This is a genomic window from Nonomuraea sp. NPDC050022 (assembly GCF_044460705.1).
Taxonomy (GTDB): Bacteria; Actinomycetota; Actinomycetes; order Streptosporangiales; family Streptosporangiaceae; genus Nonomuraea.
Genome location: NZ_JBITKE010000010.1, coordinates 501007 through 518869, shown reverse-complemented (window position 1 = coordinate 518869; position 17863 = coordinate 501007). Strand labels below are relative to the sequence as shown.

Here is a 17863-nt window from a genome sequence, read left to right as displayed (position 1 = left end):
GGGATCATGGTCCGCATCGCCGTCTCCGGTCACCGGGGCTTGCCGGAAGAGACTGCCGTGCTGGTCGATCGGGCGATACGTGAGGCGCTCGCGGCGTACCTTCCCGACATCAGTGGGTTGTCCTGTTTGGCGGATGGGGCCGATCAGATCTTCGCTCGCGGGGTGCTGGACCTTGGTGGAGCGCTGGAGGCGGTGATTCCGGCCAAGGAGTACCGAGACGGGCTGCCGAGCGAGTGCCATGCGGCTTACGACGAGTTGCTGGGCCGGGCTGTCCGGGCCCACAGGCTGGACTTCGTGGAGTCCACCTCGGAGTCCCACATGACGGCCAGTTCGCGCATGCTGGACGACGCCGATGTGTTGTTCGCCGTCTGGGACGGGCAGCCCGCCCGAGGGTATGGCGGCACTGCCGACGTGGTGGCCGAGGCTCGGCGGCGAGAGGTGCCTGTCCGGGTGATCTGGCCCGAAGGAGCCCGGCGAGATTAGGAGCCTCTAGGCACTAGATAACACCAGGTCCTCGGCGTCGTGCCGGTCGCCGGTCGCCGAGAGCACCGGCGGGCTGGGGGGCTTCAGGGAGTCGCGACCTCCATGTCCCCGGAGTCGCTGGACAGCGCGATCGAACGCTGGGCCGAGGTGTCGCTGGCGGTCCTGATGACCTTGTTCCCGGAGTCGGTTTTGGCGTCGATCCGGTACGGCGTCTGCGGCACGTGGATCACGGTCTTGCCCGAATCGGTGACGGTCGTGACCTTGTCGGGCGGCCCGGTGAAGGTCAGGGTCATGTCCCCCGAATCGGTCTTCGCGGCGACCTCCTTGGCCGTCAGGCCGATGGCCTTGACGGTCCCGGAGTCGCTCGTGGCCTCCAGCGCGCCCGACAGCCCCTTCAGCGTCAGGTCCCCCGAATCGGAGCGGACCTTGACGCGCAGGCCCTTGGGTACCTCGACCTGGTAGCTCACGTCGCAGGTCACGCCCCAGGCGCCCAGCCCCCAACTGGTCGGGCAGTCGAACGCCAACTCCAGCGTGTCACCCCGTACCTCGTGGCGGGTCGTCGGCTTGTTCTTGCGCCAGTTGAGGCGCTCGGTCACATGGATGCCCTGCCGATCCGACTCGACCACGTCCACGGTGCCGGCGTCGGCTTCGATGTGCAGCGCCGCCACCTTGTCGGTGAGGTCGTACGACTTTGTGTCCGCCTCGGGCGTAATACCGGCGCCGCATCCGGTCAACACCGCCGCGAGCCCGAGCAGGCCCGCGATCACCGCTGTTCTCTCGATCTTCATGGTGCTCAATTCTGGGCGATCCGCCCCGTACCCGGCCTCAAGGGGATCCCTGAAATCCCCCTGATGACATCACTGAGTGAAACCAGTGATCACCAAGGGCAGCGCCTTGCGAACGGTCTGGTTGGGGTCCACGTCGCCCGCGTCGGTGAGGGTCTGCGTCGCGCCGCGGGAGTGCAGGTGGCTCTGGCAGCGCGGAACACCTCGGCCGGCGTGCGGTAAATGTCGGTGTAGCGGTTCCTGGAGATCACGAAGTAGGCCAGGGAGAACGAGGACATCCGCACCTAGTCGTCGGCCGCCGCGGCCTCGAACGAGCTCAGGTTGAACGGGCCGGCGATCGGGGCGAGCCCGCCGAGCCGGAAGTACGGGTCCTGTCTCCGCTGCAGGGCCCGGCGCTTCCAGTGCGGTGTGCTGGCTGGTTTGCGTTGAGGAGAGGGCTGCTTTGGGTGGGGATTGAGCGATTAGGGTGGTGAGTCAGGGCACTCTAGCCGGGTAGCGGTTCTCTGCCGGGAGACGCGGATGGCGTTCTGGTCGCGGCTGTTCAAGTGGGGGGCGGGCGATCCGCTGGCCGAGCGGGAGGAAGCGCGTCGGCAGGGGATGCGGGATGCCCGGCAGCATCCGCTTGGGGAATTCACGGACCCGGAGTTCCAGCCTTCGTACGTGACCGAGGTGCGTGCTCTGGCGCGGGAACGGATCACCGAGGTTGATCGGCGGCTGGCGGCCACCAGAACGGCGCTGCTTGAGCGGGCTGTGGGGGCTCGGGAGACGATACTGCGCGAGCTCGGGCGGGCCGATCTGCGGCCGGACGGCGGCTACGGCAACGGGTCCGGGCCAAGGTCGGGGTCGGGCTCCGGGTCGACGTCGGCGTCGGCGTCGGCGTCGGCGTCGGCGTCGGCGTCGGCGTCGGCGTCGGCGTCAGGGTCGGAGTCGGGGTCCGGGTTCATTGCCGGGTCTGGGTCTGGGTCTGGGGTCGAGGGTGCTGGGTCGGCGGGTGATTCCGCTGCTGCTTCTGCCAACGCTTCAACGCGGGTCTCCGCTGGTGGGGAGGATGCGTTCATTTCCATCGCGGAGGCCAGGCGGCGGCGGGGTGAGGCGCGGCGCAGGGTGGTGTTACAGGAGGCCAGTGACACGGTTCATCGGGCCAGGGCGCAGATCGAGCGGCTCACGCAGGAGTGGGAGAGCGCGCTGATCGAGCGCAACCACGCCGTGGAGACCGTGCATGCCAGGGCCGAGCAGCTCATCGCCGCCTATCGGGGTGGGGTGATGCGGGCTCATCCGCGTAAAGAGGAGATTCCGTCGCTGTGGAAGGGCGAGGTCATCGCGATGGACTCCTCGGGGGACAGTGCGGCGGCGGTCTCCGGGCGGGAGGAGATCGGGCGGATCATGGAGGAGGTCGAGGCGCGGATCGAGGTATGGCACGCCGAGGTCATACCCCGGACGCTGCCCAGCGAGGTGCGGCGCTCCCTGCCCAGAGAGGCAACCCCCGATGCCGACCTGGATTCGGAGGGTTCCGAAGGGGATGTCGGTTCGGACACCACCTCCGATTCGGACACCACCTCCGATTCGGATGCCGCCTCCGATTCGGACGCCAGTCCCGGCTCGAACACCGACATGGGTCCCAACGCCAGCCCCGGCCCCGGCCCCGGCGTAGGCCACCGCCCCGCCTCGGACTCGGCCTCCGATCTGGGGCCCATTGAAGAAACGGCGCCTGATCGGGGGGTCAGGTCGGAGGGTGACGAGCCGGGGGCTGGAGGAAGGCGATGACGGACGCGGGTGGCGGCGACACCGGGGGGCGGGGGGAGCCCCTGACGCAGGTGGCCAGGCGGCGGGCGGGCGTTGGGGGGCGGTCAGTGGCTTGCGCGGGCACCGCGTTGCAGGCGAGGGCTTCAATGGCCTGGGCAGGCGTCGGGCGACGGGCTACGGCCTCGGCGGCCTGGGCAGGCGTCACGCGGCGGGCAATGGCGTCGACAGCCTGGGCAGGCGTCACGCGGCGGGCGATGGCTTCGGTGGCCGTGGTGGTGCTGGTGGTGGGCGGGGTTGCTGGGTGTGGGACTGAGGCGAAGGCTGTGTGCGGGGTGGTCGTGGACTCCACGAGCTATGCCGATCCGGCGACTTCCCGCAGTGACGTCACCTCCAAGTTGCCCGCCTTCGCGCAGGGCTGTGACTGGATCGCGTACGCCGCCGTGACCGGAAGCTCCGAGAGCAGTACGTGCCGCCAGGACCCGGTGTCCATCGCGGCGACCAAAGCCGAGAACCCCAACGCGAACCCGGTCGTCGAAGACCGCATCCGGGCCCATCGGATCACCGAGGTGCTCCCCCGGGCGGTGAAGTTGTTCGACTGCCCGACCGAAGGCGAGGGGTCGGACGTGCTGGGGGCGCTTCGGTACCTGGTCAAGCAGATGAGCGCCCAGCGGCAACCCGACAAGGCGCATCGGATCATCGTGTTCAGCGACCTCATCAACAACCGGGGTGAGCTGAACATCAACAAGCTCGACCTGAGCGAGGCCGCCAGGAAGCAGAAGGCCAAGCAGTTGCGGGAGTCGCAGTTGATGCCTGATCTGGCTGGTTACGGGGTGGTCGTGCATGGGTTTTTGCGGGAGAAGACGGCGAGTCCTGACCGTTTCCCACTGCTGGAGGACTTCTGGAAGGAGACGTTCGAGGCGGCGGGAGCGAGTCCGGTCGATCTGCTGTAGCGGAGCGACTTCGAGAGCGCTCTCTAAAGGCGGCGAGTGGTCTGACCCTGAGCCGTCAAGGCCGTGTTGACACGGCGTTACGCCTGTGTTTACGTCTCGGTGAGAGAGCGCTCTCTAGCACGAACAACCCCTGCTCAAGCCTCCGCATCCCCCCAGGAGCAAGGAATGGCAGCACAATCACCGGCCCGCAGGCGCTTGGCGGCGGTGGCCGTGGCGCTGGCGGTGCTCGCCGCCCTCCTCGTGCACGTGGCCGTGAGTGCGTCCGCGGCCGTGCCCCCAACCCCTTCCGGCTGGTCACTCGTCTGGTCGGACGACTTCAACGGCAACGCGGGCGCGCCGCCCTCGTCGGCCAACTGGATCGTGGACACCGGGCACGCGTACCCCGGCGGACCGGGCAACTGGGGCACCGGCGAGATCCAGAACTACACCGGCTCCTCCTCCAACCTCGGCCTCGACGGCGCCGGAAACCTGCGCATCACGCCCCAGCGCAGCAGCTCCGGCGAATGGACGTCGGCACGCATCGAGACGACGCGGTCCGACTTCAAGCCGGCCGACGGGCGGGTGCTGCGCATCGAGGGCCGCATCCAGATGCCGAACGTGACCGGTCAGGCCGCCCTCGGCTACTGGCCGGCGTTCTGGGCACTCGGCTCGCCGTACCGGGGCAACTACTGGAACTGGCCGGGCATCGGCGAGTTCGACATCATGGAGAACGTCAACGGCATCAACTCCGTCTGGGGCGTCCTGCACTGCGGCGTGAGCCCCGGCGGGCCGTGCAACGAGACCACCGGCCTGGGCGCCAACCGCGCCTGCCCCGGCTCGACGTGCCAGGAGGCCTTCCACACCTACCGCTTCGAGTGGGACCGCGGCGTCAGTCCCAACCAGTTGCGCTGGTACGTGGACGGCCAGCAGTTCCACAGCGTGAGCCAGTCCCAGATGGACGCCACGAGCTGGGCCAACATGACCGGGCACGCCGGGTACTTCCTGCTGCTCAACGTGGCCATGGGCGGCGCTTTCCCGAACGCGCTGGCCGGCAGCGGGACGCCGGTCGCGGCCACCGTGCCGGGGCGGCCGATGGTCGTCGACTACGTGGCGGTATGGCAGAGCGGCAGCTCCGGACCGACCAACCCGCCAGGCGGGGTGGACGCCCGCTCGACCATCCAGGCCGAGAGCTACCAGGCTCAGTCGGGCACCATCGTCGAGACCACCACGGACACGGGCGGCGGCCAGAACGTCGGCGCCATCGCCAACGGCGACTGGCTCCGCTTCGACGGGGTGAACTTCGGCTCCACGGCCGCCGGGCAGTTCAAGGCCAGGGTGGCGTCCGGGGCGGGGGCCGGGGTGAGCGGGCTCGTGCAGGTACGGCTCGACAGCCCCACCGCCACACCGATCGGCGACTTTGCGCTGGCCAACACGGGCGGCTGGCAGAGCTGGCGGACGGTGCCGGCGAACATCTCGGGAGTGACCGGTACGCACACGGTCTACCTGACGTTCAGCAGCGGGCAGCCGGCCGACTTCGTCAACGTCAACTGGTTCACGTTCTCCACCACCTGAGGGACCGCCTCTCGGGGGAGATGGCGGGACCGCACTGATCACCTGGCTAGGGTTGGCGTCATGATTCTGCGCCATGTGACGATCGACTGTGCCGAACCGTACGAGCTGGGGACCTTCTGGAGCCAGGTGACCGGGTGGCCGTTGTCCGACGAGGACGAGCCGGGTGACCCCGAGGTGCTCGTCGTGGCGCCCTCGCCCGTGCCGGGCCTGCTGTTCATCCGGGTTTCGGAGGGCAAGACGGCGAAGAACCGGATCCACTTCGACTGGATGCCGACCGACCGGACCCGCGACGAGGAGGTGGAGCGCATCATCTCCCTTGGGGCGAAGTTGCACGAGGACCACCGCAAGGCTGACGGGCGCGGTTGGGTGACACTGCGCGACCCTGAGGGCAACGAGTTCTGCGTTGAGCGCGGCGAGGCCGAGCGCGCCAACTGAGCTGATCAGACACCTCGCCCGCCGCAGGGAGCCGCCGTACCTCAGGTTCCCTGAGGGTTGGTGCTGCGGCGTCTGACCACGATGCGTTCGGCCCAGCTCGCCGCCTCCGGGTCGTGCAGGCCCTCCACCACGCCGCCCAGGTACGCCGTGCCAAGGCTGTCGAACCCGCTGTCGAGCTGTCTCATCCTGCTGGCCTGACGCCGTTCGACGGCCTGGAGGTACTGCGCGACACTCTCCGCGTACCCGGCGTCTCGCTGGTAGTCGGCCTGGGCGGCGGCGCAGGCCGACGCCTCGGCGTCGCGTTTGGCGCGCAGCTCGCGCAATCGGCGGTCGTTGGGGTTGTGCATCCTGCGCCCCAGGTCGGCGGCGATCAGCGCGGTGGCGACGAGCAGGGCGAGCAGCAGGATCATGGTGGGCACGAGGCCGACGCCTGAGGAGGTGGGCCCGATCTCCTGACCGTCCACGACCAGTGGCTTGACCAGGGCCTCGCGGCGGAGCACGGCCACGGCGACGATCAGGCCGAGCCAGACGAGCGCGACACCGATCAGCAGCCAGCGTCCCTTGGCGGGGCTGCCGTTCTCCTGCCAGGCCCGGAACGACCTGCCGTACATGTGCGGCGCGACCAGCATGATCAATGCGGCGCCCGCCGCGAGCAGGGCGGTCATCGCCACGCTGTCGCCCCAGTTCAGGATCACCTGGTAGAGGATGGGCACCTCGACGATCAGCAGGAGCAGCAGGAGCAGCGCGGCGGGCAGCCAGCGGCGGACGACCGGCCAGCGGCTGCCGGACAGCGCGATGGAGCTCGGGCGACCGTCGCCGGGGCGCCTGCTCGGCTGCTCCAGCTCCCGCACCCGGCGCTGGGTGTCGTCGAGGGCCTGCCGGGCCTCCCCGAACGTGCGCTGCGACTCGGTCAGCTTGATCTTCTGCGCCTCGAACTCGGCGTGGGCCTGCTGGATCTCGCGCTCGGTGAGGTTCTCGATCTGGGCCAGTTCGGCCAGGCGCTCGTCCTCCAGCTCGTGGAAGCGCGGCACGCTGCCGGTTTCGAGGGTGAGCGTGTCGATCTGGCCGTCGGTGGCGTGGGCGCGGCCCAGCTCGCGTTCTTCGCGGCGGCGCTGCGCCCAGTCGGGCAGGTGGTAGAGGTCTCCGTCGTACGCGACGGCGGGGGCGATACGGGCGACCTGGCGTGGCTCGTCGGATTCGTCCCCGTGCTCGTGCTCGTTCCGGCGAGTGAAGCGCATGCGGCCTCCAACGCGGTCCTGTCATTCGATGCTAATCGCCGGGAATGCGGAACAATGGCGTCGTGAGCGAATTGCCGGTGATCGATATCTCACCGCTCCTCTCCTCCAAGGACAGGGGTGCTGTTGCGGAATGGATCGGCGCCGCCTGCCGGGACAGCGGTTTCTTCTACGTCTCGGGTCACGGGGTCTCCCCCGAGCTCGTCGCCCGCCTCGACGCGGCGGCCAGGAGGTTCTTCGAGCTGCCGGTCGAGGTGAAGAACGAGATCTCGATGGAGCGCGGCGGCCGGGCCTGGCGCGGGTTCTTCCCGGTCGGCGACGAGCTGACCTCCGGGCGGCCGGACCAGAAGGAAGGCGTCTACTTCGGCGCCGAGGAGCCCGCGAGCGAGGTGCCGCTGCACGGCCCGAACCTGTTCCCGGACCAGGTGCCCGAGCTGCGCGCGGCCGTGCTTGACTACCTCGGCACGATGACCGGTGTCGCCCAGGCCGTCATGTCGGGGATCGCGCTCAGCCTGGAATTGCCCGAGGACTATTTCCGTACCGGCTACACGGCCGATCCGACCATCCTTTTCCGGATATTTCACTATCCGCCTGCGGTGCCGAACAAGGACGAGTGGGGCGTCGGCGAGCACACCGACTATGGGCTGCTCACTCTCCTGCTTCAGGACGGCAACGAAGGGCTCCAGGTCCACACCTCTAGCGGCTGGGTCGACGCGCCACCGCTGCCGGGCACGTTCGTCTGCAACATCGGCGACATGCTGGACAAGCTGACTGGGGGTCTCTATCGGTCCACCCCGCACCGGGTGCGCAACCTGAGCGGCAACGAGCGTCTGAGTTATCCGTTCTTCTTCGATCCCGGTTGGGATTGTGAGGTGCCGCCGCTTCCGTACACACCGGGGGGCCGCGCGCGCTGGGACGGGCAGGATCTGCGGGCGTTCAGCGGCACATACGGAAACTATCTCCTCGCGAAGGTGTCCAAGGTCTTCCCCCATCTCGCCGACGCGCTATAGCCCCCGCGCCCGGCCGAGTGAGCCGGACGCGGGGAGGCCGTCAAAGCGGTGAGGCCGTCTAGGTGGATTCCCGCACCACGAGGCGGGTCGGGACGATGACCGACGTGGTGTGCCTGCCTTCCAGCCTCGACAGCAGCAGCCTGGCCAGCGCCATGGCCTGCTCCGCGACCGGGGCCTGGACCGTGGTGAGGGACGGGGTGGTGCAGGCGGCCGCGTCTATGTCGTCGAAGCCCGCGATCGCCAGGTCCTCGGGCACCCGCCTGCCCGCCTGCCGGGCCGCGCGCAGCGCGCCGATCGCCAGGTGGTCGGAGGTGGCGAAGACGGCGTCCAGCCGGGGGTTGTCCGCGAGCAGGCGCCGCGCCGCCGCCGCGCCCGACTCCAGGGTGGGCTCGGCGGTGGCGATCAAGGGGTGCGCGCCCACCCGTTCGAGCGCGTTCCGGTGGCCTGTCAGGCGGTCCTGGACCGTGACCACGTCCAGGGGGCCGCAGATGATGCCGAGGTCGCGACGGCCGGCGGCCAGGAGGTGGTTCGTCGCCGCCGCCGCGCCACCGATGTTGTCCACGTCCACGTAAGGGATCAGGGAGGCGACCGGCGGCTTGCCGAGCAGGACCAGCGGCAGGCCCGTGCGGCCCAGGCTCTCGGTCAGCGGGCCGGTCCGGTCCGGCATGGCGAGGATGACACCGTCCACCAGCCGGGCCTCGACGTGCTGGACGATGCGCCGGTGGCTCTCCGCCGTGTCGGCGAGCATGAGCGTGATCCGCTTGCCCGCCCCTTCCAGGACGCTCGTGACGTACTGGACGACGGCCGCGGTCAGCGCCTCGCCGCCGGGCCTGGGCGCGGACAGGACCAGCGCGATCGACTCCGTGCGGCGCGTGACCAGGCTGCGGGCCGCCGCGTTGGGGACGTAGCCCAACTCCTGTACGGCGCGCAGCACGCTGGCGCGGGCCTCGGAGCTGACCGACGCCTCACCGTTCATGACGCGGGACGCCGTGGCCCTGGAGACCGACGCGCGGGCGGCGACGGTCTCCAGCGTGGGCCGTTTCGGGCGGCTCTCGCCCAGGCCGTTGCGCTTGATGACATCGCGGTACCAGTGGGCGCTGTCCTTCGGCCGCCGCCGCTGGGTGGCGAAGTCGACGTGGTAGACGCCGAACTTGCGCTGGTACCCATCGGCCCATTCCAGGCAGTCCAGCAATGACCAGAGCAGATATCCGCTGACCCGCGCGCCCTCCTCGACAGACACCCGGAGCGCGCGCAGGTGCTCCTCGATGAAATTGATCCTGTCGACGTCGTGAATGCCGTCGCCCGATATCACGTCGACGAAATCTGCGCCGTTCTCGGTGAGCATCAACTGGGTTTCTGGATATTCCCGGGAAAGGCGGCGGAGCAGCAGCGGGAGTGCGTCAGGGACGATCGGCCAGCCCATCGCGGTCACCGCGGTCGGCACGGTGCAGAAGAGAATTCCCGCGCTTCCCGGATAGGCCGGGTCGGCGGGCTGGCTCGGCTGGGCCTGTACGACGGTCGGCGCGTAGTAATTGACGCCGAGCAGGTCGATCGGCTGGGAAATGGTGGCCAGGTCGCCGTCCTGGATGTGGTCGAGACCCGCGGTCCGCTCGATGACCGGGAGCAGTTCGGCGGGATAGGCGCCGCGCAGCACGGGCTCCAGGAACTGCCGGTGCAGCAGCGTGTCGATCCTGGCCACCGCCTCCGCGTCCTCCTCCGGCAACTCCATCGACAGGTCGCCGACCTGGCCCGGCGTCATGACGGGGCCGAAGTTGAGCACCAGCCCCACCTTGGACGGGCGCAGCGCCCGGGTCGCGAGCCCGTGCGCCAGCAGCAGGTGGTGCGCGCTCCTGAAGGCGTCGGCCGCCGAGGTGCGGCCCGGCGCGTGAATGCCGGAGCCATAACCCAGAAAGGCCGCCACCCACGGCTCATTGACCGTGAACCAGGTGTCGACGCGGTCGCCCAGCCGATCGTGCACGACCCGCGCGTAGTCGGCGAAATGAGCGGCCGTGTCGCGGAGGGCCCAGCCGCCCTCGTCCTCCAACGCCTGCGGCAGATCCCAGTGGTAGAGGGTCGCGTACGGCTTTATGCCCGCGCCGAGTAATTCGTCGACCAGCTTCTCGTAGAAATCCAGCCCGGCGGTGTTGACCCGCCCCGAGCCGCCGGGAACGACCCGCGGCCAGCTCACCGAGAAACGGTAGGCGGTCACGCCCAGGTCTTTCAGCAGGCCGATGTCCTCGACGTATCTGTGGTAATGGTCGCAGGCGGCCTGCGAATCGGAAAAGGTGTCCCAGATGGACGGTCCCCGGCCGTCGGCCACATTGGCGCCCTCAATTTGATAGGCGGACGTCGAGACGCCCCAGACGAAATTCTCGGGAAAGGCTGCGCTGCTCACTTGCCCAGTATCCTCCGGTCAAAGATCGAGCGCCCAGTCTCCCCCGGCGCGCTCGTCGCGCGCCAGCCGGGATTGGCTGTATACAGGGCGCGTGGAACTGGACCGGCTGGATCGTGACATCATCGCGGCGCTCGTCGACGACGCCCGCCAGACCTATGCGGAGATCGGGCAGCGGGTCGCCCTGAGCGCGTCGGCCGTGAAGCGCCGGGTCGACCGGCTGCGCGACGCCGGGGCGATCACCGGGTTCAGCGCCAGGGTGGCGCCGCAGGCGCTCGGCTGGACCACCGAGGCGTACGTCGAGCTGTTCTGCCAGGGCAAGACCAAGCCGTCCGACATCGCGCTGGCCGTGGCCAAGTGCCCGGAGGTCGTCGCGGCGGCCACGATCACCGGGGAGGCCGACGCGCTGGTGCACATCCGGGCCACGGACGTACGGCACGTCGAGCGGGTGATCGAGCGGCTGGCCGCCGAGGCGTTCGTGGTGCGGACCAAGAGCTCGATCGTGCTGTCGCGGCTCGTCGACCTGCCGCCGGGAGCCATCCCCGAGGTGCCGCCCACCAGCGGTGCCCTGCCGGAATCGGACCCGTTCGGGGGTGCCGTACCGGGTGAGCGCAACAGAACGCAGGTCGGTGGCTGAGACTCGCAACAGACCCGCGCGCACACGCAATGTCAACCCCTTGGCCTGCGCAAACATAAATTTCTAGGCTGTCTTCGTCCCCGCAGGGGGCATTTCCCGACGACCCCGACGGAGACCTGCATGCCCAAGCACTTCCTCATGTGCCGCCCCGAATACTTCACGGTCGAGTACGCGATCAATCCGTGGATGCATCCCGAGGCCGACACCGACCGCGATCTCGCGATCCGGCAGTGGGAGGGCCTCAAATCGGCTTACGAGAGCCTCGGGCACCAGGTCAGCCTCATCGATCCCGTCGAGGGTCTGCCCGACATGGTCTTCGCCGCGAACGGCGCCCTGGTCGTCGGCGGGCGCGTCTACGGCGCCAGGTTCGCCTTCCCGGAGCGGGCCGCCGAGGGTCCGGCCTACCTGCGCTGGTTCGCCGAGAACGGCTTCCCGGTCAAGGAGCCGGTGCACGTCAACGAGGGCGAGGGCGACTTCCTCACGCTCGACGACGTCATCCTGGCCGGCACCGGCTTCCGTACGAACCTGGCGGCGCACCAGGAGGCGCAGGAGTTCACCGGTCGGCCGGTGATCTCGCTGACGCTGGTGGACCCGCGTTTCTACCACCTCGACACGGCGCTGTTCCCGATCGACGGCCGCAACGTCGCCTACTACCCCGCCGCCTTCTCCGAGGGCAGCCGCGCGGTGCTGGCCCGGCTGTTCCCGGACGCGGTGCTCGCGACCGACACCGACGCCGAGGTCCTCGGGCTGAACGCGGTCAGCGACGGCACCCACGTGGTGATCAACGCCGAGGCGGGCGACCTCCAGCTGGAGCTCAAGCGGCGCGGCTACGAGCCGATCCCCGTCGACCTGTCAGAGCTGCGCAAGGCAGGCGGCGGCCCCAAGTGCTGCACGCTGGAGATCCGGGGGGAGAACTGAGATGAGCACCACCCAAGAGCTGATCGACGTAAGCGAGCGCCGTAGCGCGCACAACTACCACCCGCTGCCCGTGGTCATCCACGAGGCGCACGGCGCGTGGGTGACCGACGTCGAGGGCAAGCGTTACCTGGACTGCCTGTCCGGCTACTCCTCGCTCAACTTCGGGCACGGCAACCCGAAGATCATCCAGGCGGCTCAGGAGCAGCTGAAGAACCTGACGCTGACCAGCCGGGCGTTCTATCACGACCAGTTCGCCACGTTCTGTGCCGGGCTCGGCGACCTCACCGGCAAGGACATGATCCTGCCGATGAACACCGGCGCCGAGGCCGTCGAGACCGCCGTCAAGGTCGCCCGCAAGTGGGGCTACGAGGTCAAGGGCGTCCGGCCGGAGCAGGCCAACATCATCGTGATGGAGGACAACTTCCACGGCCGGACGACCACGATCGTCAGCTTCTCCACCGACCCCGACGCCCGCGACAATTTCGGGCCCTACACCCCGGGATTCCGGATCGTTAAGTACGGCTCGGTCGAGGCGATCAGGGAGGCCATCGACGCCGACACGGTGGCGGTGCTGCTGGAGCCCATCCAGGGCGAGGCCGGGGTGCTGGTGCCGCCGGACGGCTACCTCCCGCAGGTGCGGGAGCTGTGCACCGCCGAGGGGATCCTGATGATCGCCGACGAGATCCAGTCGGGTCTCGGCCGCACCGGCAAGACGTTCGCCTGTGACCACGAGGGCGTCGTGCCCGACATGTACGTCCTGGGCAAGGCCCTCGGCGGCGGCGTCGTACCGGTCTCGGCGATCGCCGCGAACGCGGACATCCTCGGCGTGATCAAGCCGGGCCAGCACGGCTCCACCTTCGGCGGCAACCCGCTGGCCTGCGCGGTCGGCAACGCGGTGATCGAGATCCTCAACACCGGCGAGTTCCAGGCCAGGGCGACCGAGCTCGGCGAGGTGCTGCACGCGCGGCTGCGCGAGCTGATCGGCCACGGCGTGGTGACGGTACGCGGGCGCGGGCTGTGGGCGGGCGTCGACATCGACCCGTCGCTGGCCAGCGGGCGCGAGCTGTCCAAGGCGCTGATGGCGCGCGGCGTGCTGGCCAAGGACACGCACGGCTCCACGATCCGGCTGGCGCCGCCGATCGTGATCTCGGAGGAGGACCTGGTCTGGGCGGTCGACCAGCTAGCCGACGCGCTGGCCTCCTTCGGTCAGAACTAGAGACCACACCTGGAAACAGGTACGGCCCGCGCATCTACTCCGGGGCGCGGGCCGTACTGGTTCAGCCGGTCTTCGTAGGGACTGGGGCCGACGGCTCAATGGTGACCGTCGGCTCAGCGTTGGCCGAGTCGGTCGGCTCAGCGCCGACCGAGTAGGTCGGCTCAGCGCCGACCGAGTTGCTCGGCTCAGCGCCGACCGAGTTGCTCGGCTCAGCGGTGGGCGGGACGGTCGTCTCAACAGGAGCCGGAGCGGTGGCCGTGACGGTCACCTCGACAGTGGGCGGAGCGGTCGGCTGTCCGGTGGAATCCGCAGTCGCGCCGGGTTGAGGCATGCAGGAGGAGTCCTTCTCCCCCTTACTCGCCTGCTCCGGCAGCCGGTCCGCGACGGCCACCTTCAGCTGGGCCGTCAGGGCGAGCACGCTGCCCACCGGCGCGCCGGCGGCCTTGGCGTCCACGACCGTGTGCCGCTCCCCCAGCAGCATGTGCGTGTCCCGATCGAAGATCAGCTGATCCAGGGTCCCCTCCGACTCCCTGCCCAGGGCCACCCCCTGGCGTCCAGCGGAGTCCTCGACCCCCTCTGCCACCTGCACCCCCGGGATCTCCTTGGCCGCCTCGAACAGCGCGTCACGCTGCGCCTTGGGCATGTAGGTCTCCCTGACCAGGTCCCCCGCCGCGACGAACGCCTCCCGGTCGGCCTCCCCCTTGCCGGCGACCTCCTTGCCGCCGGACCGCGCGGACTGCCGCTTGTAGAGGAAGTCCCGCATCGCCGTCGGGTCGTTCGGCAGCGTGCTGAGGTAGGCGTAGTCGGTCCGGAAGGCCGCGAGCCGGTCCGGGCAGGAGGCGAGTTGCATCCAGCTCTCCCCCTTCCACTTCTGTGCCTCCGCGGGCAGCGGCTCGCCCGGCCACGGCTTGGGCGAGAGCCCCGCGATGAGCAGCAGGCCGTCCGCGCTGGCATCAGCCGACTGCCAGATCTCGCGGTGCGTCCGGTAGAGATAGCGGGTCATCTTGCCGTTGGCCTGCGTGAACGAGCTGTACATCGTGTTGGACGCGACCATGATGAACTGCCCCGGCTTGGGCTGCAGCTCACCGTCCGACACGGCCGCCGACTGGGTGGCGGCCGACGTGGCCACCCCGATCTTCGGCTGCTGCGCCGACAGAGCCACGGCCACGCCCCCGACAAGAGCGACCGTCACCCCGAACGCGGCCGCGGCCTGCCAGCCCAGCTTCGGCAAGCGAAACCCGCGCCCCTCGCGGGCCTCTCGTAGCAACCGTTCACGCGCCTTCGCGCGGGCCTCCTGCGGGTACGGCGGAGCGGCCGGCCTCCCGTCCGCGAACATCCGGATCTCGTCATCCATGCTGGGGCTCCTCTGCGAAGGGGTCGATGCCGCCGAGAGCTCTGCGTACCTTGACGCGGAGCCGGTGCAGCCTGGACCGGACCGTGCCCACCGGCACGCCGAGCGCGAGCGCCGCGTCCTCGTACGTCAGGTCCGCCCACGCCACCAGCAGCAGCAGGTCGCGCTCCGCCGCGCTGAGCCTGGTCAGCGCCCGCGCCAGCCTGGGCTGAAGCTGTTCGGCGGTGACCCGGTCCGCGCTGCGGTCGTCGAACGAGCCCGGCCGCTCCGCGCTCACCTTCGACATCGCGTGAATGCGCCGTCGCTCCGCCCTGCGATGCTGGGCGACGACCTTGGTGGCGATGCCGTACAGCCAGGGCCTGGCGTCCGGCCACGTACGGTCATAGCGGGCCCGGACGCGGAAGGCGACCAGGAACACCTCGCCCGTCACGTCCTCGGCCGCTTCGGGACCGAGGCGCCTGGCCGCGTACCGGTGGATCTCGTCGGCGTGCCGGTCGAACAGCACCGCGAAACGTTCCGGATCAATCACCGACTGCGCGATCAGCGCCGAGTCGTCCAGCGTTTCAGGTTTCTCCTGAACACCCACCACGTGCCGGTCCTCTCTCATGCGGTCACCCTGTTGTTGACCGCACGCGGGACCTCGGTTCCACCTATTTCACGCTATTTCCATGAACTACCGTTGAGTCGCCACGCCAGGAGGCCCTCCGCGGCCCGCTGGGCCGTGAAGCCGGCCGCGTCCAGCTCGGCGTCGAGCCGCGCCCTGCCGGGCCGGTGGCTGACGCTCACCACCTCGTCCTCGCTGATCAGCACCCCGCGCTGCCTGATCTGGTAGAGGAAGCGCCACCTGACGGTCTCGCCGGCCGCCTCCAGCACCTGTCCCCAGATCTCGTACGTGTGCCTGCCGACCTGGTACGACCCCATGCGCTCGAGCTCGCCCGGGACGGCGGGAGGCGGTTCGCGGTGGTTGAACACCAGCAGCCCGCCGGGTTCGAGCTGCCTGGCCAGGACCTCCCAGAGCCGCTCCCGCTCGGCGGCGTCGAAGCCGTGCAGGACCGAGATCATCACGATGGCCTCGACCGGCTCGTCGACCTCCACGTCGAGCGCGCCGCACGGCAGGACGGTCACGCGGGACAGCAGGTCGGCGCGCTCGGCCAGGCGGGAGACCAGGACCGAGCGCATGCCGAGCGACGGTTCGACGGCATAGATCTCCGCCGGCGTCTCCCACGCGATCAGCTCGGTGATCAGGCCGGTGCCGGCCCCGATCTCCATGATGCTCCGACCGATGCCGCTGAGCAGCGGCGGAAGGAGCCGGCGTACTTCCGGGACGTGCCCGTCCTCGTGCCACAGGTCGTAGAAGGGCACGGCGACGGAGTACTGGTCATGGTACACAAAAGCCAACGATAACCGTTTTCACGGAATCCGTACAGAATCGATGTGCTTGACCGTGTCACCGGATGATTCGTACCAGTCCAGTTCGCCAGGGAGGGTCAGCGTGGCCACGGCGTTCTGGAACCACGGCCCGGCGATGACCTCCCAGCGGAACGGCGGGCGCGGAATGCGGGCCAGCCGCGCCAGCAGCCCGCCGACCAGCGTGGCCAGGCCGAACTGGCTGAACACGTTGGCCCAGCGCAGCACCGGGCTGAGCGGGTTGCGGATCGGCGAGCAGACGACCTGGTAGATCGGCCGGCCGTTGACCTTGGCCAGGTAGGAGTAGTGCACGTCGCCGGACAGGACCAGCACCGGCTTGCCGACCTCGACCAGCAGCCGGGCCAGATCCTCGAACGAGCGGCGGAAGGCCGCCCAGTGCTCCAGGTCGATCGCCTGCCGGAACCGCTCCGAGAGCCGCGCGACTAACCGGCCCCACTTGCCGTCGCACAGCGCCTCGTTCCAGTTCTGTACGAAGTGCACGCCTTCCGGCAGCAGGAACGGGATCGACGAGCCGATGACCAGCCGCTCGGCCGGCTTGGCGACCTCTTCCCGCAGCCAGGCCCATTCGACCGGGTCGAGCATCCGCCGGTCGCCCGGGGTGAGCTGCCTGGCGCAGCGGGTGTCGACCATGATCAGGCGGGTGTCGCCGAGTTCGCGGGAGTAGCTCCACCGGTTGCTGCTCGGGTCGGCGTCGGCCCGCTCGGCGAAGGCGTCGAGCGCGTCGCCGCCCTCGCCCTTCAGCAGGCCGGCCAGCAGCGCGTCGTCCGCCCGCTCGGCCGGCGACAGGTTGCCGAGGTGCTGGTAGACCCAGTAGGCGCCGAGCCCGGCGATCACCCGGCGCTTCCACCAGGAGGTCGCGGCCATCTGCTCGCGCCACGTCTGTGAGGTGTTCCAGTCGTCGCGCAGGTCGTGGTCATCGAAGATCATCGCGGTGGGCACGGTGGACAGCGCCCACCGGATCTCCGGCTCGGTCCACGCCTGGCGGTAGAGCTCGGCGTACTCCTCGAAGTCGGCGATCTCCTTCTGCGGCTCGCTGTTCCGGCGCGCGGCGATGAACTCCAGCATCTCGGGCGACGGGTTGTCGGCGTAGACCTGGTCGCCGAGGAGCAGCAGCAGGTCCGGCCACTCCTCGGGGCCGGCGTCCTTGAGGTGCGAGCCGTAGGTGCGCAGCACGTCCTCGCCGTGGGTCAGGACGTACGTGCCTTCGTGGGGCACGCTCGTACGGCAGGAGCCGAACGCCAGCCGGCTCGGCCCCTCCGCCGGGAACAACCTGATCCGACTGGGTGGCCAGCCTTCCAGCGGCCAGACCCGCTCTTCCCCTATCTTGACCACGTAGGAGTCGACGTCCTCGGTCAGGCCGAGCAGATCGACGATCGCGTAGTGGTGTCCGTGGACGGTGAACGTGGACGAGGTGAAGGCCCGGCCCGCGGCTTCCACGGTGACCACGCCGGGTTCGCCGACCTCCACCCAGATCGAGGCGCTGGCTGAATCGACGTAACGCAGCATGGGCCCGACGACCAGTGCGGGCATCAGTCCCCCAGATTCGACAGTTCGGCACACTTGCCGGGGCAAGCCTGCCAGAGTGGCGCGTTTGCAGCATCCCGCTCAGCGCATGTAATTGATGACAGCAGATCGCCTTGGATACGGCAATCCGAAAACCGTAGGCGGCGATAAACGCCGCGCTCTAGGATGATCGTGACACGAACGCCCAAACAAGGCAGGCAATGGC

General features: G+C 69.4%; 16 protein-coding genes and 1 pseudogene. 9 read left to right on the top strand and 8 right to left on the bottom strand.

Annotated features, from left to right (window positions below):
* Positions 1–6: 6 nt before the first annotated feature.
* Positions 7–483, top strand: coding sequence for a hypothetical protein (locus tag ACIBO2_RS40340; protein ID WP_358535698.1), 477 nt, complete (start codon positions 7–9; stop codon positions 481–483).
* A gap of 83 nt (positions 484–566) precedes the next feature.
* Here ACIBO2_RS40340 and ACIBO2_RS40335 read toward each other — a convergent pair whose 3' ends face one another.
* Positions 567–1271 carry a DUF4097 family beta strand repeat-containing protein gene (locus ACIBO2_RS40335; protein WP_358535696.1) on the bottom strand — a complete coding sequence of 235 codons (705 nt, stop codon included), beginning with the start codon at positions 1269–1271 and terminating at the stop codon, positions 567–569.
* 809 nt (positions 1272–2080) lie between these two features.
* Positions 2081–2212 carry a hypothetical protein gene (locus ACIBO2_RS40330; RefSeq protein WP_397303765.1) on the bottom strand — a complete coding sequence of 44 codons (132 nt, stop codon included), beginning with the start codon at positions 2210–2212 and terminating at the stop codon, positions 2081–2083.
* 160 nt (positions 2213–2372) lie between these two features.
* Between ACIBO2_RS40330 and ACIBO2_RS40325 the strand changes: the two genes are divergently transcribed.
* The 4 genes from ACIBO2_RS40325 (at position 2373) to ACIBO2_RS40310 (ending at position 5947) form a co-directional block, all read left to right on the top strand.
* Positions 2373–3032, top strand: coding sequence for a hypothetical protein (locus ACIBO2_RS40325; RefSeq protein ID WP_397303763.1), 660 nt, complete (start codon positions 2373–2375; stop codon positions 3030–3032).
* Between the two features lie 194 nt (positions 3033–3226).
* Positions 3227–3961 (top strand): hypothetical protein, encoded by a 735-nt coding sequence (locus tag ACIBO2_RS40320; protein WP_397303761.1) that lies wholly within the window; start codon positions 3227–3229, stop codon positions 3959–3961.
* Positions 3962–4126: 165 nt separating this feature from the next.
* On the top strand, positions 4127–5512 hold the full coding sequence (locus tag ACIBO2_RS40315) for a glycoside hydrolase family 16 protein (protein ID WP_358535690.1): 1386 nt from the start codon (positions 4127–4129) through the stop codon (positions 5510–5512).
* A 60-nt stretch (positions 5513–5572) separates the two neighbouring features.
* Positions 5573–5947 carry a VOC family protein gene (locus ACIBO2_RS40310; RefSeq protein WP_358535688.1) on the top strand — a complete coding sequence of 125 codons (375 nt, stop codon included), beginning with the start codon at positions 5573–5575 and terminating at the stop codon, positions 5945–5947.
* Between the two features lie 41 nt (positions 5948–5988).
* Here the strand turns inward: ACIBO2_RS40310 and ACIBO2_RS40305 are convergent, their stop codons facing one another.
* Positions 5989–7185 (bottom strand): hypothetical protein, encoded by a 1197-nt coding sequence (locus tag ACIBO2_RS40305; protein WP_358535686.1) that lies wholly within the window; start codon positions 7183–7185, stop codon positions 5989–5991.
* Between the two features lie 62 nt (positions 7186–7247).
* Between ACIBO2_RS40305 and ACIBO2_RS40300 the strand changes: the two genes are divergently transcribed.
* Positions 7248–8192, top strand: coding sequence for a 2-oxoglutarate and iron-dependent oxygenase domain-containing protein (locus ACIBO2_RS40300; RefSeq protein WP_358535684.1), 945 nt, complete (start codon positions 7248–7250; stop codon positions 8190–8192).
* A gap of 58 nt (positions 8193–8250) precedes the next feature.
* Here the strand turns inward: ACIBO2_RS40300 and ACIBO2_RS40295 are convergent, their stop codons facing one another.
* Positions 8251–10587: a GH1 family beta-glucosidase gene (locus tag ACIBO2_RS40295; RefSeq protein ID WP_397303757.1), complete on the bottom strand. Its 2337-nt coding sequence runs from the start codon at positions 10585–10587 to the stop codon at positions 8251–8253.
* A 91-nt stretch (positions 10588–10678) separates the two neighbouring features.
* On the opposite strand from ACIBO2_RS40295, the gene ACIBO2_RS40290 reads away from it, so the two are divergent.
* The 3 genes and pseudogenes from ACIBO2_RS40290 (at position 10679) to rocD (ending at position 13355) form a co-directional block, all read left to right on the top strand.
* A complete protein-coding gene (locus tag ACIBO2_RS40290) occupies positions 10679–11221 on the top strand; it encodes an Lrp/AsnC family transcriptional regulator (protein WP_397303755.1) in 543 nt (180 codons plus the stop codon).
* Positions 11222–11335: 114 nt separating this feature from the next.
* Positions 11336–12139 (top strand): annotated as a pseudogene (ddaH, locus tag ACIBO2_RS40285) (dimethylargininase); the annotation flags it as partial.
* Position 12140: 1 nt separating this feature from the next.
* Positions 12141–13355 (top strand): ornithine--oxo-acid transaminase, encoded by a 1215-nt coding sequence (rocD, locus tag ACIBO2_RS40280; RefSeq protein ID WP_363990599.1) that lies wholly within the window; start codon positions 12141–12143, stop codon positions 13353–13355.
* 61 nt (positions 13356–13416) lie between these two features.
* Here rocD and ACIBO2_RS40275 read toward each other — a convergent pair whose 3' ends face one another.
* Genes ACIBO2_RS40275 through ACIBO2_RS40260 form a run of 4 tightly spaced genes read right to left on the bottom strand, consistent with a single transcriptional unit; the run spans position 13417 to position 17664 of the window.
* Complete coding sequence (locus ACIBO2_RS40275; RefSeq protein WP_397303753.1) at positions 13417–14709, bottom strand: CU044_5270 family protein; 1293 nt, start codon at positions 14707–14709, stop codon at positions 13417–13419.
* Positions 14702–15313, bottom strand: coding sequence for an RNA polymerase sigma factor (locus ACIBO2_RS40270; protein ID WP_357947452.1), 612 nt, complete (start codon positions 15311–15313; stop codon positions 14702–14704). Before ACIBO2_RS40270 ends, ACIBO2_RS40275 begins: the two co-directional genes overlap by 8 nt.
* A gap of 53 nt (positions 15314–15366) precedes the next feature.
* The gene (locus tag ACIBO2_RS40265) at positions 15367–16095 is read right to left on the bottom strand and encodes a class I SAM-dependent methyltransferase (protein ID WP_358535676.1); all 729 of its coding nucleotides are present in this window, start codon (positions 16093–16095) and stop codon (positions 15367–15369) included.
* 21 nt (positions 16096–16116) lie between these two features.
* The gene (locus ACIBO2_RS40260; protein ID WP_358535674.1) at positions 16117–17664 is read right to left on the bottom strand and encodes an alkaline phosphatase D family protein; all 1548 of its coding nucleotides are present in this window, start codon (positions 17662–17664) and stop codon (positions 16117–16119) included.
* Between the last annotated feature and the right edge of the window lie 199 nt (positions 17665–17863).

Coding starts and splice junctions, on each gene's coding strand:
- ACIBO2_RS40260 (WP_358535674.1), bottom strand. CDS start 17,664: ATGCCCGCACTGGTCGTCGGGCCCATGCTGCGTTACGTCGATTCAGCC.
- ACIBO2_RS40330 (WP_397303765.1), bottom strand. CDS start 2,212: ATGAACCCGGACCCCGACTCCGACCCTGACGCCGACGCCGACGCCGAC.
- ACIBO2_RS40320 (WP_397303761.1), top strand. CDS start 3,227: ATGGCGTCGACAGCCTGGGCAGGCGTCACGCGGCGGGCGATGGCTTCG.
- rocD (WP_363990599.1), top strand. CDS start 12,141: ATGAGCACCACCCAAGAGCTGATCGACGTAAGCGAGCGCCGTAGCGCG.
- ACIBO2_RS40315 (WP_358535690.1), top strand. CDS start 4,127: ATGGCAGCACAATCACCGGCCCGCAGGCGCTTGGCGGCGGTGGCCGTG.
- ACIBO2_RS40270 (WP_357947452.1), bottom strand. CDS start 15,313: ATGAGAGAGGACCGGCACGTGGTGGGTGTTCAGGAGAAACCTGAAACG.
- ACIBO2_RS40275 (WP_397303753.1), bottom strand. CDS start 14,709: ATGGATGACGAGATCCGGATGTTCGCGGACGGGAGGCCGGCCGCTCCG.
- ACIBO2_RS40310 (WP_358535688.1), top strand. CDS start 5,573: ATGATTCTGCGCCATGTGACGATCGACTGTGCCGAACCGTACGAGCTG.
- ACIBO2_RS40305 (WP_358535686.1), bottom strand. CDS start 7,185: ATGCGCTTCACTCGCCGGAACGAGCACGAGCACGGGGACGAATCCGAC.
- ACIBO2_RS40340 (WP_358535698.1), top strand. CDS start 7: ATGGTCCGCATCGCCGTCTCCGGTCACCGGGGCTTGCCGGAAGAGACT.
- ACIBO2_RS40335 (WP_358535696.1), bottom strand. CDS start 1,271: ATGAAGATCGAGAGAACAGCGGTGATCGCGGGCCTGCTCGGGCTCGCG.